General features: G+C 39.6%; 18 protein-coding genes and 3 pseudogenes. 9 read left to right on the forward strand and 12 right to left on the reverse strand.

Going from position 1 to position 14,870, the window contains the following annotated elements:
- Nucleotides 1-166: histidine phosphatase family protein (locus ACYRY3_RS21065; protein WP_460203709.1), on the reverse strand; the 166-nt coding region annotated here is incomplete at its 3' end.
- Between the two features lie 463 nt (nt 167-629).
- Here ACYRY3_RS21065 and ACYRY3_RS21070 point away from each other — a divergent pair.
- From ACYRY3_RS21070 to ACYRY3_RS21095, 6 genes are all read left to right on the forward strand, one after another.
- Nucleotides 630-1,001, forward strand: coding sequence for a LysM peptidoglycan-binding domain-containing protein (locus ACYRY3_RS21070; protein WP_460203574.1), 372 nt, complete (start codon nt 630-632; stop codon nt 999-1,001).
- A gap of 125 nt (nt 1,002-1,126) precedes the next feature.
- A complete protein-coding gene (locus ACYRY3_RS21075) occupies nt 1,127-1,321 on the forward strand; it encodes a glycoside hydrolase family 30 beta sandwich domain-containing protein (protein WP_460203710.1) in 195 nt (64 codons plus the stop codon).
- Between the two features lie 87 nt (nt 1,322-1,408).
- Nucleotides 1,409-2,473 carry a LysM peptidoglycan-binding domain-containing protein gene (locus ACYRY3_RS21080; protein WP_460203575.1) on the forward strand — a complete coding sequence of 355 codons (1,065 nt, stop codon included), beginning with the start codon at nt 1,409-1,411 and terminating at the stop codon, nt 2,471-2,473.
- A 174-nt stretch (nt 2,474-2,647) separates the two neighbouring features.
- Nucleotides 2,648-3,262, forward strand: coding sequence for a gamma subclass chorismate mutase AroQ (gene aroQ / locus ACYRY3_RS21085; protein ID WP_460203576.1), 615 nt, complete (start codon nt 2,648-2,650; stop codon nt 3,260-3,262).
- A 4-nt stretch (nt 3,263-3,266) separates the two neighbouring features.
- Nucleotides 3,267-4,010: a WD40 repeat domain-containing protein gene (locus ACYRY3_RS21090; RefSeq protein WP_460203578.1), complete on the forward strand. Its 744-nt coding sequence runs from the start codon at nt 3,267-3,269 to the stop codon at nt 4,008-4,010.
- Nucleotides 4,011-4,645: 635 nt separating this feature from the next.
- Nucleotides 4,646-5,374 carry an SDR family NAD(P)-dependent oxidoreductase gene (locus tag ACYRY3_RS21095; RefSeq protein WP_460203579.1) on the forward strand — a complete coding sequence of 243 codons (729 nt, stop codon included), beginning with the start codon at nt 4,646-4,648 and terminating at the stop codon, nt 5,372-5,374.
- 301 nt (nt 5,375-5,675) lie between these two features.
- Here the strand turns inward: ACYRY3_RS21095 and ACYRY3_RS21100 are convergent, their stop codons facing one another.
- The 6 genes from ACYRY3_RS21100 to ACYRY3_RS21125 all read right to left on the reverse strand — a co-directional run bounded on the left by ACYRY3_RS21100 (nt 5,676) and on the right by ACYRY3_RS21125 (nt 9,068).
- Nucleotides 5,676-6,035 carry a helix-turn-helix domain-containing protein gene (locus tag ACYRY3_RS21100; RefSeq protein WP_460203580.1) on the reverse strand — a complete coding sequence of 120 codons (360 nt, stop codon included), beginning with the start codon at nt 6,033-6,035 and terminating at the stop codon, nt 5,676-5,678.
- Nucleotides 6,028-6,243, reverse strand: coding sequence for a hypothetical protein (locus ACYRY3_RS21105; protein ID WP_460203582.1), 216 nt, complete (start codon nt 6,241-6,243; stop codon nt 6,028-6,030). Before ACYRY3_RS21105 ends, ACYRY3_RS21100 begins: the two co-directional genes overlap by 8 nt.
- 188 nt (nt 6,244-6,431) lie before the next feature.
- The gene (locus ACYRY3_RS21110; RefSeq protein WP_460203584.1) at nt 6,432-6,719 is read right to left on the reverse strand and encodes a hypothetical protein; all 288 of its coding nucleotides are present in this window, start codon (nt 6,717-6,719) and stop codon (nt 6,432-6,434) included.
- A 403-nt stretch (nt 6,720-7,122) separates the two neighbouring features.
- Nucleotides 7,123-7,968, reverse strand: coding sequence for a DUF4351 domain-containing protein (locus ACYRY3_RS21115; protein ID WP_460203585.1), 846 nt, complete (start codon nt 7,966-7,968; stop codon nt 7,123-7,125).
- A complete protein-coding gene (locus ACYRY3_RS21120) occupies nt 7,925-8,113 on the reverse strand; it encodes a hypothetical protein (protein WP_460203587.1) in 189 nt (62 codons plus the stop codon). The genes ACYRY3_RS21115 and ACYRY3_RS21120 overlap by 44 nt, the downstream gene beginning before the upstream one ends.
- Nucleotides 8,114-8,570: 457 nt before the next feature.
- Nucleotides 8,571-9,068: a hypothetical protein gene (locus ACYRY3_RS21125; RefSeq protein ID WP_460203589.1), complete on the reverse strand. Its 498-nt coding sequence runs from the start codon at nt 9,066-9,068 to the stop codon at nt 8,571-8,573.
- Nucleotides 9,069-9,890: 822 nt separating this feature from the next.
- On the opposite strand from ACYRY3_RS21125, the pseudogene ACYRY3_RS21130 reads away from it, so the two are divergent.
- Nucleotides 9,891-10,220 (forward strand): annotated as a pseudogene (locus tag ACYRY3_RS21130) (DUF4365 domain-containing protein); the annotation flags it as partial.
- Nucleotides 10,217-10,765 carry a hypothetical protein gene (locus ACYRY3_RS21135; protein ID WP_460203590.1) on the forward strand — a complete coding sequence of 183 codons (549 nt, stop codon included), beginning with the start codon at nt 10,217-10,219 and terminating at the stop codon, nt 10,763-10,765. The pseudogene ACYRY3_RS21130 and the gene ACYRY3_RS21135, both read left to right, overlap by 4 nt.
- Before the next feature lie 412 nt (nt 10,766-11,177).
- Here the strand turns inward: ACYRY3_RS21135 and ACYRY3_RS21140 are convergent, their stop codons facing one another.
- The 4 genes and pseudogenes from ACYRY3_RS21140 to ACYRY3_RS21155 all read right to left on the reverse strand — a co-directional run bounded on the left by ACYRY3_RS21140 (nt 11,178) and on the right by ACYRY3_RS21155 (nt 14,284).
- A complete protein-coding gene (locus ACYRY3_RS21140; protein WP_460203591.1) occupies nt 11,178-12,026 on the reverse strand; it encodes a hypothetical protein in 849 nt (282 codons plus the stop codon).
- A gap of 532 nt (nt 12,027-12,558) precedes the next feature.
- Nucleotides 12,559-13,524, reverse strand: a pseudogene (locus tag ACYRY3_RS21145) (AbiTii domain-containing protein).
- Between the two features lie 6 nt (nt 13,525-13,530).
- Nucleotides 13,531-13,734: pseudogene (locus tag ACYRY3_RS21150) on the reverse strand (response regulator transcription factor); the annotation flags it as partial.
- 283 nt (nt 13,735-14,017) lie between these two features.
- Nucleotides 14,018-14,284, reverse strand: a complete 267-nt coding sequence (locus tag ACYRY3_RS21155) for a type II toxin-antitoxin system RelE family toxin (RefSeq protein WP_460203711.1) — start codon at nt 14,282-14,284, stop codon at nt 14,018-14,020.
- Nucleotides 14,285-14,456: 172 nt separating this feature from the next.
- Here ACYRY3_RS21155 and ACYRY3_RS21160 point away from each other — a divergent pair, with 172 nt between their 5' ends.
- Nucleotides 14,457-14,579 carry a hypothetical protein gene (locus ACYRY3_RS21160; RefSeq protein WP_460203592.1) on the forward strand — a complete coding sequence of 41 codons (123 nt, stop codon included), beginning with the start codon at nt 14,457-14,459 and terminating at the stop codon, nt 14,577-14,579.
- A 36-nt stretch (nt 14,580-14,615) separates the two neighbouring features.
- Here ACYRY3_RS21160 and ACYRY3_RS21165 read toward each other — a convergent pair whose 3' ends face one another.
- Entirely contained in the window at nt 14,616-14,867 is a 252-nt protein-coding gene (locus tag ACYRY3_RS21165) for an AbrB/MazE/SpoVT family DNA-binding domain-containing protein (protein WP_460203594.1), read from the reverse strand.
- Between the last annotated feature and the right edge of the window lie 3 nt (nt 14,868-14,870).

Here is a 14,870-nt window from a genome sequence, read left to right on the forward strand (position 1 = left end):
GGCTCACATAAACTGCTTCCCACTTCAATTTTTGATAAACATCAGCAAAGCTCTCTGCCATCTGCATCCCTTCAAGTGTCAACTCCGCATCAGTTTCACCGCAGAAATTACCACTTTGACTAAAAGTAGTTTCTCCGTGTCGCAGTAAATATAAATTGAGCGTCATAGCTTGTATCGCGATTGGGATAACCGAGTGTGTGTAAACATAAAATATCATTAATCTCGCAATCGAGTATGTGCCACCAGGACAAAGTCATCAACCAAAAAAGTTAATTAACCACAAAGTTTTGGCAAGAGATTAATTGTGGCTAGTTTCTTCTGTGATATCTTGCACTTACACCCTAGAAGGGTGAGGCTATACAAACGAAGCAAGCCTACGCAGGCACAGAAATTGTTGTGATTGTTAATCGAAGTTGAAAATGGGGATTGGGGATTGGAGACTGGGGAAGGGACATTTGTACGGTACTGAGGTTTGGATTTGGATTCCAACTTTAGTTGGAGCTTACTTTCTATTTTAAGATCGACCGATCGATCGCTCGCTATATTGAATAGAAATTGCATCTCAAAGTGGACGACAAGTAAAAGGCAATTGCATATATTGAATTTATACAAACATTGATAGCAAAATTATGAGTTGTAAAATAGGTAGTTCATACACGATCGAAATCGGAGATACGCTGTTTAATATTGCCCAACAACAGTTGAATAATGGCGATCGTTGGCGTGAGATCCTTAAATCAGATGGCACTTCATTTACGGAAGAAGATGTTCGTAATTTACAAGTAGGTCAGGAAGTATGCATTCCTCTGTCTGGTAATGGAAGCACAGGTGGAAGTACAAGCGATGGTTTTGCAAGCATAGTGTCTCGTCAAACTTACGAGAGTATCTTTCCCGAACGTGATAATTTTTATACTTATGAAAGTCTAATGACGGCAGTTCAGAAGTACTCGCTGTTCTGTAACGAGGGCTCGAAAACTCATCTCCAAAGCTTGCAGGAGTAGATTCATCCAATTCAAACCGTGGTTTCCTGACAATCAGGTCAGATTCTACAGACAGCGTAACAAGGAACACATCGTATTATTCAATAGGTCATACAAGCAAGTTTGTTGACCCAGGAGCATACAGAATAGAATCTAATTCATTCACAGACGATATTGAAGACGTAGCATACAAAAACTCTGATGGTTCTAAAGTAGTTGTATTGTCCAATAGAACATCAATTCAGAAATCAGTAAAAATCAAATGGGGTTCGCAGTCATTTACATACACTGTACCTGAAAAAGCTGCGGTAACATTCAAGTGGGGTGCGCCAAATCAATAAGGATGAGGTGCTCAAGAGCCTTGACCAATTGCTGACAAGCTTTGTAAAAATTTTACCGATTGAGTATCCTATCGTTTGAGTAGTGATATGGCAACACAAACATATACCGTACAGCCAGGAGACACGCTATCAAAGATAGCCGAAAAATTTTACGGAGATGGCAATCAGTGGCATCTTATTTATGAAGCCAATCGCAATATCATTGGAGATAATGCGGAACAGATTCAAGTTGGAATGGTATTTGTTATTCCCGAACAATCTGGTAATGATGGCGGTGGTGCTAACATTTGGCAACTTCAAGATAGTTGGATTGGAAATCAGTTTATCAATGGAAATGAAAAAGGTGACAAATGGAGTTTTTTCACTCATGATGACCCAACCCACGGCTATGTACAATACGGGAAGTGGGACGAGCTCATCAACATTGTCGATGGCAACAAAATTAAAATCGATGTTGAATCGGATGGCTACAACCCTGAAGAGAAACGTCAAAGAAAGGCGATCCGCATTTATACAGATAAAAAGTACAATGGAGGGTTATTTATTATCGATTTAGACCATATACCTGAAGGAATGGCAGTATGGCCAGCCATATGGCTTGTTGGAACGGGACCTACATGGCCTGAAAACGGGGAAATCGACATCATTGAAGGAGTAAACTCGACATCCTCGGCCAACAACAACAACCAGTCAACATTGCATACCAAAAAAGGATGTTTCCAGAACATTCCACATATTTTGCAGCCAGATTGCAACGCCAACAACGGTTTCACGGGATGTGGCATCATAGGACCGGAAAATTCGTTTGGTCACGGATTCAATGAGAATGGCGGCGGAGTATACGCTTGTGAGTGGCTCTACGACCAGACAATTAAAATCTGGTTTTGGAAACGTGCTGACATCCCTGCAAATGTCCTTGGAAATTCACCTGACCCAAACACATGGGGAAACCCTTACGCTAGTTTCAATCCGTGTCCTGGATATTTCAAAGATATGGAGATGGTCATCAATACGACTTTGTGCGGAGACTGGGCTGGCAATGTTTTCCCTGGAGGATTAGAAAGATGCGGTGGATATCTTTGGGACACAACAAATAATCCCAAATTACGAGATGCATATTTCCTCATCCGAAGTGTAAAAATCTTCACGTAAACACCACTTTAGGTTGAGCTTTCAGTCAAGCTCAACTAAATCCCTCTAACAAGTACGTGGTGCTCTACATCTGTTAGCTATCTTCAGCAGTTTCTCATATCACTCATCATGAATTTAAATTTTTCTAAAAAGCTTTTACTATTGCAGATCACTATCATTACTTTTGCGCCGTTCTTGACTGATAAGCTAAGTCTTGGACAGTCCAAAGAAAACTTTCAAGGAACGCAATTAGTAATTTCCCAAAGCTCTACGGTAGTATCCTACCAGCAACAGGTAGATAGACTACTGAACCTAATACGGCAGCGATTGTTGATTCAGAATGATGTTGCCCGATGGAAATGGAATCAGAACAGCGCCATTGAAGCTCCTGAGCGCGAACAGGAGTTGCTGGCAGAAATTCGGAAGCAGGCACCGACTTACGATCTCAATCCCGATGCAGCCGTAGTCTTTTTTCAATGGCAGATATTTGCTGGAAAGCTGCTTCAAGTAAATAATTTTCAAACCTGGCAAAGAGAAGATCTTCAATTTTTTGATAACGTGCCTGACTTAAATCAGACATTGAGACCATCGCTGGATAAGTTAACCCCAAAAATCCTCTCAGCATTAGCATCACTGTCTCCAGTCCTCAGTTGTTCGAGATTACAGCAATTAATTCAGTCACGCGCCCAGATTGTTATCCATGAAGATGCGATCGATGACACAGTGCGCCGTATTGCTATTGCACCCTTGATAGAACTTAAAGGTAGTTCATGCCAAGATGTTTCCGGACTTGATTGGGTAAAAAACTGAGATCTTGCAATATTCAGTTGTATCACTCAACATTAGTCCAGATGGCAAAACTTTAGCCAGTGGTAGTTGGGACAACCGGATTAAGTTGTGGAATCTCAAAAATGGGAAATTTCACCGCACTTTCTCTGGACATTCTGATGATGTTGAATCTGTTGCAATCAGCCGAGATGGGAAGACTTTAGTAAGTGGCAGTTGGGATCGGACAGCTAAAGTCTGGAATATGAGTACTGGAAAAGTACTCCGCAGTTTTTACCACACAAATGCAGTGAAAGCGGTTGCCATTAGTCCTGATGGGCAGTTGCTTGCCAGTGGTACTAAAGATGGAAAAATCATGATTTGGCAATTGGCAAGCGGTGCATTGAAAACCCCCCTAGCGGCACACAATCGGGCTGTTTCATCATTGGCTTTTAGCCCTGATGGAAAGCAGCTTGCTAGTGGTAGTGATGACGGAACAATTAAGGTGTGGAATCCGCAGGGGCAGTTGCAGCATGTCCTAACCGGACATAATAATGCAGTTTGCTCTGTGGCTTTTAGCCCCAATGGGCAGCAACTCGCTAGTGGTAGTTACGATCGGACAATTAAATTATGGAATCCCAAAACAGGGCAGTTGTTAGACACTTTCACCGGACATAACAAAGCAGTTTGGTCTGTGGCTTTCAAACCGCAAGGTAATACCGTTGTTAGCGGCAGTGCAGATAAGACTATCAAGATTTGGCAAGCGCCTTTAAAGCCACTGTCGCATAACTAAATCGGGTTTGAGAACCCCTCAAAAAAGGGTACAGTGTAATCACGAGAAAAAATTATTGATCGAGGGAGGTGGCATACCAGTGACAAAAACGCATCAAACTGAAGAATTGTTAGTTTGTAGAAGGATTAGTACTCAGGTTTGAATTGAAATTCCTACTTTAGCTGCAGCCAAGCTTCGATTTTGAGATGGGCTCATTCATCAATCACTTGATTGAATAAAATTTTCAACTCTAAGTGGACGACAAATTTAGAGTCAATTGTATATATTGAACTCATGCAAATCTATAATGCTATGGTTAATGACTTTGCACTGCTGAATGGTTTAGCCGAGCTTCCAGCAACCCGTTCTCTTTTCGTCCAGGCAGCTGCCGAACTGAAGAAACATCTGCAATAGGTAGCGATCGCTTTTTTCCCCTCAGTTGCAAGTAATTCTCTTTTTTATCAGGTTTTGGTATCGGCGGCTTGACAGCGCTTTGGCTTATCTAATTTTCGTTGGGTAAGTCAAAGATAAGTTAACAACTGGCATTGACTCCGTAGTTTGCGTTTGAGAATACGAGCAAAGGGGATTGAGAAAGTTCAGTGCTTTAGGGCAGAAAGAGGAAAACCGCGAATATTAACAGACATGGATTCGCCATTATGAGAAAACTAGAAGGAAAAGTCGCTCTTGTCACTGGTGGCAATAGTGGTATTGGTCTTGCCACTGCCAAGCGCTTTGTTGCTGAAGGTGCTTATGTCTTCATCACGGGTCGTCGCCAAACTGAACTGGATGCTGCTGTCAAAGAGATCGGTAAAAATGTTACGGGTGTTCAGAGCGATGTCTCCAAGCTGGCAGACCTCGATCGCCTGTTCGTTACCATCGAACAAGAACAAGGACACCTTGATGTCATCTTTGCCAATGCTGGCGTTGGCGAATTTGTCCCCATCGGCTCAATCACCGAAGAACACTTTGACAAAACATTCAACACAAACGTCAAAGGTACTCTGTTCACCGTGCAAAAGGCACTGCCTTTGTTGACAGAGGGCGCTACTATCATCCTAAACGCCTCAATCGTTTCGATAAAGGGCAATCCAGCCTTCAGCGTTTATAGTGCTACTAAAGCTGCCGTGCGCTCCTTTGCCCGTAATTGGATACTCGACCTTAAAGATCGCAAAATCCGGGTGAATGCCATTAGTCCTGGAGTGATTCCAACTCCTGGTTCCGAGCACTTGGGAGTGGAATTTGACAGCCAAGCCAGCGCTATCCCACTCTTGAGAGTCGGCACGCCCGATGAGATTGCCAAAGCCGTTGTCTTTCTTGCATCAGACGACAGCAGCTTTGTCAACGGCATCGAGTTGTTTGTTGATGGCGGTATGGCACAGATTTGAAGCACCCTAGGATCGATCGATCCATATTCAGTAACTGAATCTGTTCAACGATTGAAATCTAAAAGATTGACCTCTCCGAACGGTATTGAGAGTTTTTTCTTTAGCATTGCTCTTTTAAGCAGTGCATATGTTCTGTTTTTAGCAGGTTGGTGGATCGTTATCATTCCACCCCTTCTTGGTCTTGTGGGATCTGCGATTACAAGCAGTAGCTACCTGCTGTGGGAAAATTTGAAGGAGTATACGCTGGATATTTTTGACGTATCTCCCTCAGTGTCTGTTCTAGTTTTTTTTTCCAATTTTCTTATTCTACCTGGTCTGCCAGTTCGTGTGCTGGTCGCGGTACCTTTAAACGCATATCAAAAGATTTTAAGTATTCCCACCCTCTTTGTGGATGAATAGGACGGTCAAGATGATTACTCATCCAATCCGCAACTTTACGACCATTCCATAAACCACCATCTGGTGGTGGTTCTTGCAATGCGCTCCATAACAAAGCTTGTTCTGTCTCTGATAGCAAAGTATCAGGACCGGGATGGTCATGGCGTTTATCCTTTAACCCAAAAGCACCTAACTGGTTATAACGACCTACAATTCTATAAATCGAACTCCGCCTATATCCTGTAACTTTTACGACTTCTTCTACCCTGTATCCCTTAGCCAACAACCATATTATTTGGAATCGCGTGCGTTCTATTGGGTATGAGTGCTTGTCGGTAAAGCTTGGACAACTCCTCTAAACAGTCGTGTTGCTCTAGTTTCAAAATTTTAGGCATAGCGATCGCAACCCATACCCGAATCTTGATGAGTGTCACATATTCATTATCTGGAATGTTTTGATTTTGATACAAATTCAAATTGGGATCCAGCATTAAGTCTGAAAGCTAGTTCTATTATACTTTCCAATTCTTTTTATCACTCCAATAGGGTTGTTTTTCACGCCACTCGACCCAATTGTCTTTTCGTAATCATTTCATTTACTAAATCTCTGACAAGCATCCAAAATTATATTCACGTATTTTTGTCAAGCTCATTTTTGACAAGTTTTAATGCGTTTGCCCTAAGGGTATTGTGGGTTATACTGATTAATTCTTTCACAAATTTCTATCAAAGTTTTCTGTAAAGCCTCATTGTAATAATCTTGATAATTAGGCATCCCCAACCACTTAGCTTGCTTGCTCAATCGTCCAGAAAACTGAATAGCATTAACCAGTCGATTCAAGGCTATCCGTCGCTTTGCTCTGATGATTGGACTATCATCAGTAGCCGAAAATTGCTTGACCTCCTCGATAACCTGCTGTAATTGCAGGTTGAGAGCGCTATCTCTGTTGTGAAAATCGTTGCTCATCAGTACTTCTGGTTACCCATGAGGGAATCTCTACTCTGGTATCTTCCCGCAGCTGAGACTTCTACGCAAAAACTGCTAATCTTTACAAAACTTTACTTATGCTTTCCCGTGTTGTGCGGTTTAGTGTGCTTTGAATCAAAACACGAGTGTCACCCAGACGATAATTTGTCTGGGTGACATTGAAGGTATATACGGCGATACACGCAAAAACTTTATGGAACTCTACGCCGTCTTCAGCATCATATCGCGTCCAGTTAAAGACTTATCATTAAGGCAGATGGGGGGCTTTGGGGTCCCCTCTGGGGTTGGGGGGCAATGGGGAGCGGGTTTTCTGGTTTTTGCACTGCTCGCTTAATAATAACCCATTAACCGAATATGCGATCGCCCCCCTAATCTCAGGTTATTAACTTTTTTCTACTTCTATAGCATAAGATCTATCTCGTAACCATTGTTCTAAATCAGATACAGTCGAAAAATCCAGTAATGCTTCTGCTAATTCTTCCAACAGTTCAACAGGTAATTTACGAATTTGCTCAATGAATGGAGCTTCAATCTCACCAAGACGACGATTGAGTAGTCGTATAATGACTTTCTGCTCACCTATTATTTCGCCTTCTTCGCGACCTTCTTCGCGACCTTCTTCCCTAGCCAGTTGTACAGTTGGGCTTACCAAAGCCATTAACATTTCCTCCTCAAAACGATTGATTTTGGCAACTAATCTTTTTTGTAGCTGAAATGGCAGTGTCATCATTGTATCAATTATGTCAAAGAGTTTAACAATTTGCTGTTTTGTGAAACCCCGTTCATAAAGTCCGCGAATTAACTGCCATTTCCACTCTTCCCGTTGGGTTAAGTTAGTCGTGGTTGCTTTAGTTTTCAAGTGTGCCATCGTAATGATGGCAAATGGATTACTACTCGATTCTAGCTCATGCCAACTCTGTTCGTAATCCATGAGTTTAACAGTAGGAAATGTGAAATTCAACGAACAATTTAAAACATATTTAGCATATTGGTTAGGTCGCCATGTAGGAATAGTGTCACCTAAAACCGCCAGACTCACAACAAATTTATCGTAAAGTTCGGCGGCGCGGTAATTATAAGTGTAAATCCGCTTGGACAAGTTAGCATCATAATAGCTTTGCACCTCAACGTGGATTAAAATCCAAGCTTCTTTTTTGTCTAACAACGCAACTTTGTAAAGTTTATCAGCCACTCCATCTCCCGTTTCTGCTGAAGCCGTAATATGCATGAAGCTCTTTATCAAGAAGTTCAGGGGTTTGCGTCCAATCAATTGCTCTGTGTGCTTCGGGAAAAAAGAAGGCTAAGAAGTCTTCAAAATATTCGTTTAAAGCTTCTTTCCATGATTTGTCATAATTGGCTCTGACTTCACTCATTTTGCTTTTAGTAAATGATATTGCTGGGAAAAATCTAGTGTTGTATTAACTTGTTAGGCAAGCATTTGGCTAGCTTTAAAAAACCGAACAAGTAGAATCTAACTCTAGGGTATTTTAGTATGAATTAATCAAATTTTTATTTTAAATTTATAAAATCAAATATTATATAGGACGATTCAATCTAAACACAATTCATCTGCTTTATCAATCAGTTGCTCAAGCAACAGAAGAATTTTGGAGAACGCCAGATTTAACATGAAAGAATTCAGGCGATCGCTTGCTAAACAACGGAGTGCGGAGCGCTTTATTGGTTGTAGTTCGTAATTGAATCTTCAACTACGAATTACGAATTGCACATTATACCAAAGTTAGTTTTGGTGGAGATGAAGACTTTTTCGATGGACGTGTTTTCTCCTCAAAAATCCGGCTCTTTTCTTCTAGAGAAGTCGTGCATAAGTCACTCCAAAACTGAACTCTTCTGTATAGCGTCGTTGCTATGGCGTTGTTTCATGAGTGCTTTTTCTTTTTTCAGAGCAATAAATAACTTATCTGACCACAGTTTTTTTAACAATCGTGGAGAGAATTCTTCAAAAGGAAATATCCAATTGTAGTCTGAATCCAAAAATGCTCTGTAAGCTGCGATCGCGGGTAACGAGAGGACGGCTGGCGCTTTGAACCCAAACGCGCTACCGTCAGCCAATATTGTGTTTCCACTGGTTGATATTGAAGCTAGCGTGTCATTGTTACCTTTATTTACAGGGCTTGTTAAGTATTTCTCGATAAGTTTGTACAGTTCCCGCTCAATTTCCAACGCTTGAGGAAGGAGTGGTAACAGGCGATTGATTCTTTCTAGTTCTGTGGCGTTCAGCACCTTTGGTATCTGCAAGCTAGTAGGATGTCGTAACTTACCACTAGTGCTGTAATCATATTTAACTCTGTCCAAACAGATTAACATTTTGTAAATGTGGTTGATAGAGCAACGTCATTTCTTTATAAGTGCTTGACTTTTTGTTTGGTTCTCTGACGTTTGGTGTTAGAGGAATGTCTGTTGGGAAATCTTCCACACGTGCTGTCACTACTATGTATAGATGACTACCTTAAGATATCTGATTGCTGATGGATTCTCCTTTAATAATGAACGTTTTGGGCATATTAGAGATATTTTGGAGTTGATGTCTTGTCGATTGTAATTGATAAAGGTCGCATGCACTTGTTTGCTAGAGAGTGAAAACACCTATTTGTAGCTAAATTTTTATATTCCATTAAGAAGTACTATCTTTCTCTTATGACAAGAGTACTGGATGGTGCTTTGTTCCCTGCCTGCTCCACAGCCAACAGCCATGCTTCACGCTGGTCGTCTGGTTGTAATTTTGTCAGTGGTCTCACTTGGTACTTATTGGTAGGCAAAATTTGTGAACTACCAGGGATGGCGAAAACTAATTATTGACAGTTTTACTTCTCTGTATTTTCTTTTTTTAAAAGAGATTTTTTTGCCAAGAAAAAGCTGCAAAAAACGTATAACTAGCGTAATATGATAATAATGTTGATAAATAAAATCAACATTATTCCAAACATCTCAAATTAATACATAAGTGCCAGTTTAATGGATTTGAATATCCAAAAAGAAGAATTCAGCTATGCTTATATATATGCTGTCGTATCAGCAGCAGGTTACTCATGCCAGATAGCATCCAGACCTACAGATATTGGTGGTATCGACATTATCATTTCAGGTATAGAGCAGTAATACTCGCTTTATCCACCTCGCCTCGAAGTCCAAGTGAAATCTACTTCAATAGATGTAGTGAGTGATGAGTTTATTAGATACCCCCTCAAACTCAAAAACTATAATGAGTTGAGAAAGCAGAAAACTCTTGTACCTAAAATCTTGATTGTAGTGTTAATTCCTGACAATCCAACTCAATGGGTGAATCAGTCAGAAACCGAACTCTGTATGCGGCGTTGCGGCTACTGGATGTCATTAAAAGGACAACCAGAAACACAAAATACTGAAAGTGTAACTGTCTATTTGCCTCGCCGACAGTTGTTTACAGTCAATGCTCTTAAAGATATTATGCAGCAAATCGAAACAGGAGGCACATTATGAAAGCAATTGTTTGTGATAATGATATACTGAAAAGTTTAGATCCCTGTCAGGTGGCAGCTTATTTACAATCTAAAGGATGGCATGAAAGAACCCGTGTTCCCGCTCAAGTATCTAGTTGGACTAGGGACACTTTCAATGAAGATAAATTAAAGATTTATTTACCTTTAGACCAGGATTTCGATGATTATCCCCGTCGGATGTACGAAGTTATGGAAATTTTGGAAAAGGCAGAAAATCGGTCACAGTTGGATATTTTGAGCGAGCTAATTACAGTAGTGGGGAATATTGAAATTCAAGGAGTTGTGACACAAGTTCAACCGTTAACCGAAGTAAAAAGTAGCAACATTATGATTCTGGGCGTTGTTGTGGATAAGTTGCGAAAAATTCACATGAATTTAAATGAATCCCAATACAATATAGCACTGAAAGCTTACTGGGAGCGAAAGCCCATTATCTGCACTGGGGATTTAATTAAGGAGGGTGGCTCATTTATGCTGCGAAACCCTCGAAACTTTGGATTCTATCCAGACGAGGAGACAAATTAACCTTAAGTGCAATATTCTTCAAAATTCTAGCTCTGTAAAACTCATCCTCTAGTTCCCGTGTTTTCTCTAGCACTTGCGACAAGAGATTTTCGGATAAGTATTGAGCGATGTCCTGCAAAGCTTGAGATCGAGCAGATTAATTACTGCAAATAAGGCATTTGTCGTTATACCCATAATATTACCGAAGAAAGGCAGCCTTGCTGATGGCAGATGGCAGCTATGTAGGATTTTCAATCTTTAACAAAGGTAAGTCATCTGTGCTCTGCCATTATGGTTTAAAGGCACCATTATTTATTTATGGATAAAAATAAAAACGTAGTAACTTTACGCGCATCCCCTAAATTTATTTATGGGGATTCCATAAATGCCCTCTGCCCTCGTACTTCTGCCTTCTTAACTTTTTTGGGTAAAATCACACTTCAGCAATAAAGCACATTGAGTCTTTGATTAATAAAATTTCTGTATCATTTGGTGCTTCTGGCCAATCTTCACGAATTGTATTTCCTTGAATAAGATTAATAGATACATTAGTCCATGCATCAAGATTATGTCCACGAATGAGAATTTCACTAAAGAATTTATCTCCGATCAAATTTAGAATTTTTTCTTTTGGAGCTTTGTAAGTTAGCCAAAAAGCAAAAGGATAAAATTTTAGAAAATCACCGTTAAGTGTGATAACTGTACCACTCTGTTCAATTGAAGATATGCTTAATGCTCTTAAAATCACTTGACGTTCTGGTATGTAGTAAGGCCAAAAGTAAAGGTTAAAATCAGATGGAAAGTCTAAAGTAACATCTAAAAAATATTTTCTCATTAAATCAACCATTGGTGCTGTACGTAGTGGTTCAGCCATGTCATTACGTATTTCTACAGCGAGTAAATGGCCTACAATAGAACGTGCTAATTTTTGTGGTTGTATTTTAATATTAATTTCTCCAGGCAATATAATTGTTTGATTTGCATTGAGAATTTTGGAAAAATCATGGCTAAATTTATTTAAAGAAGGGTCAAAATTACTTCCCAATCGTTCATTGTTACACCTTCCACATAAACTTTTAAATTTCATCCCATTTTGGGATAATCTACAAATTTTTGGATCTACTTTATCAAAAAAAGGAATTAGACTTTTAATTGTTACTTTTTTAGGATTTACACTACCTTTTGGTGGTACATGATCTTCAGTTAAATTACAAAAAGTACCACAGATATTGCACAAACCTTTTGGCGTACTTTTTGTACAAACTTTTGGAGTATTTGTCATTTCTATTTTTACCTGTTAAATTAGTTTAATTAAGTTAACACATTTTTTACTTCTTGCCCTTTCATTAACTCTAAGCTGCAATCTTTAACAATTTTGTAGATTGCACCAAAAAGTTTCTCTGGAAAACTTTTAACAGCGGAATGTTCAATTAGCATACTTAACTGGTTTAGCCATTTATACAACACCGTTATTCTGGCACAAGTTTTTAAAAATAGGTATTTTTTTTAAGATTCCGCTACAGGGTTTTAGGGGTCACCTTTTTTATTGACACTCCTAAAAAGGCGGTGTTATATTTGACAGGTTTGGCATGGTGCTCCCAAAACTGGCAACAAACACGACTTTTTGAAACCAATAGAAAATATAATTTCAGGATTTCGCCTTGACAAAAATTTCTCAATAAGTTAAAGCTAGGAAAGCTATGACAAGTGTTGCTGAATAATAAGCTAAGTTTCACCTATCCAGGTGAAAATTTGCATTATCCTCATTACAAATAGTTGTATTGTTGCCAATATAGATTTTCGCCAATTCAAAATTAGAAACAGATGGGAGACGCTCTTTCTAACCGTTGACTCAAGTACTCTGTAAGTTTAAGAATTTCATTAATGTTAGCATCAGTAGATTTGCTGTATGTATTTGTAACATTTCCACTGATGTGGCCACCTGCGACTACGCCACTAACATTAGAACTACTGGTAATGCCACTCACATCGCGACCTGCTTGAATATTAGTTGAATAATTATCAGAATTTGAACTATATGTTTGGGACATATTGATGTATTTTGTGTAATTTCTTATTGAGTAATGCGCTGGCGCTGCTTGTACAATTTGCTTTTCTTTGACAGAGAAAGTTATTCCTTCCCCTAAAATTCCATCTTCTTCTAGCTTCAACGACCATCTAAGTATAACATCTCTAATAGCTTCTAAAATACCGACTAAGCTGACTTTGCTAATATGTAGTGATGGCGGAAGGTCGATACCTAAAAACTGCATCAAATTCGATTCTGCATTCTTGGAAAAATAAATAACCAATGGATCTTGTCCATCATTGACCAATTTCTCTATTTCACTCACTGGTTGAGCAATATATTTTTGGGAAATCGTGTCGGCTAAGTCTTGCGGTATATTATGGATTACAATTGGTATCCAGCCATGATAAGGATTCCATGCTCTCAATATTCCTGTAATCAAACGATACTCAGGTATCTTTACCTAGTTAGAATATCCATTGAGTTCAAAATCAATCCATTCTTGAAATTCCTTGAGCGCAAGTTTTTGGGAAACAACTAATGCTTTACGAAGCAAGTTCAATACAGAGACTGATGGGTCAAAAGCATCTCTTTGTAAATCTAAAACTAATGAATTCATGGCAAATTGTTGAGTATGAAGGGAAGCTTGCTCAGAAGAGACTTGAGCTTTCATTATTATCTGTTGAGGAGTCTCTAAACTACTTTGAGCAGTACTGGCTTCTGTGGATTCAACTGCTGTCTTTCTTAACATAGTTGCCAGTCGCAAAAGCGATCGCACCCTCGCCAACAGTTCATCCACTGTTACAGGTTTACGAATAAAGTCATTCGCACCCAAATCTAATCCTTTAGCAACATTGGGTGAGTCGTGGGCTGAAATCAGCAGAATAGGGATAAATGGCAATGCAGTATTTTGCCGGATTGCTATAGTTACTTCATAACCATCCATTCCTGGCATCATAAGTAACATACAGCAAAGCTGCTCTAATTCCTGGTGATTACTAATACCAAAACCAGCCTGTACGCTACGCAAAACCATCAGATATTCTTCAACCCCTAACAGCAAACCATGTCGTTGTCGCAAGCTGTTAAAAATATCCAAAAGGAGGGGAGAGGATAACAGAGAACACCCATCACCGAATTGCTGTTTATTCGCGAACATACTCTTTGCTCCACGCATCCAATGCTCTTTTATGGAACTTAATACTAGAAAACTCTAGGCGATACTTCTAAAATTTTCATATTTGTCAACTTTCATCTTTATAAACCTTATTACGATGTCCAATTTCCACAACGTTTTTCAGTAAAATATTGTCAAAAATATCGTAGATAACGCGATACTCACCTACTCTAATCCTATAAGCGGTTTCTTTACCTTTTAGCTTTTTTACCCCGTTAGGACGGGGTTCTGTAGCTAAATCATCAATTTTAACTTGTATGCGTTCTTGAATTTCTGGCGATAATTTTTTAAGTTGTTTTAACGCTCCTTTTAAGATTTCAATTTTATAACATATATTAGATAAACAATATTACTATTGCGGTACCCACTGGGAGGATGTGAAAACCAAGCTAAAGGAATTGGGAATTGGGAGAGACGACCCAATTCAGGATAAAGATTAGAGAATGAAAGTACAGGTTCTGTGAACTTAACTAGCTGCACTGTTAAGTCGATAACTTCGCAGAAAAATGACAAATCCAAAAACTGTGAATAATGCAACACTGGAAGTGCTGGGCAAACCCCAAAGCGTGAACATTTTTACCGATACAATTTCATGGCTGACCAATCAAACCAGTTGGGATCGTTGGTAAGAATGTCGAGGATAACGTTGCTGTCTACTAAGACGGTCATTGATTGTCGTCGCTGCGGGTAAGAGTCATGATTTGGTCAGTGGTGAGATTTCCAGCAGCACAACCCCGCATGGTGTCAATCCAGGTTAGGATTTTATCACTAGGTTGTATTTTCTTGAGATAAAGACGCTCGCCTTCGATTTCAAACGCTAATTCTACGTCAGGAGAAATGCTTAGCGCTTCTCGGATTTCAGGAGGGATGGTAATCTGACCGTCAGGTGTAACTCGCAGCGTGTGTTTGTTGTTCAAGCG

The organism is Scytonema sp. NUACC21, from assembly GCF_054684315.1.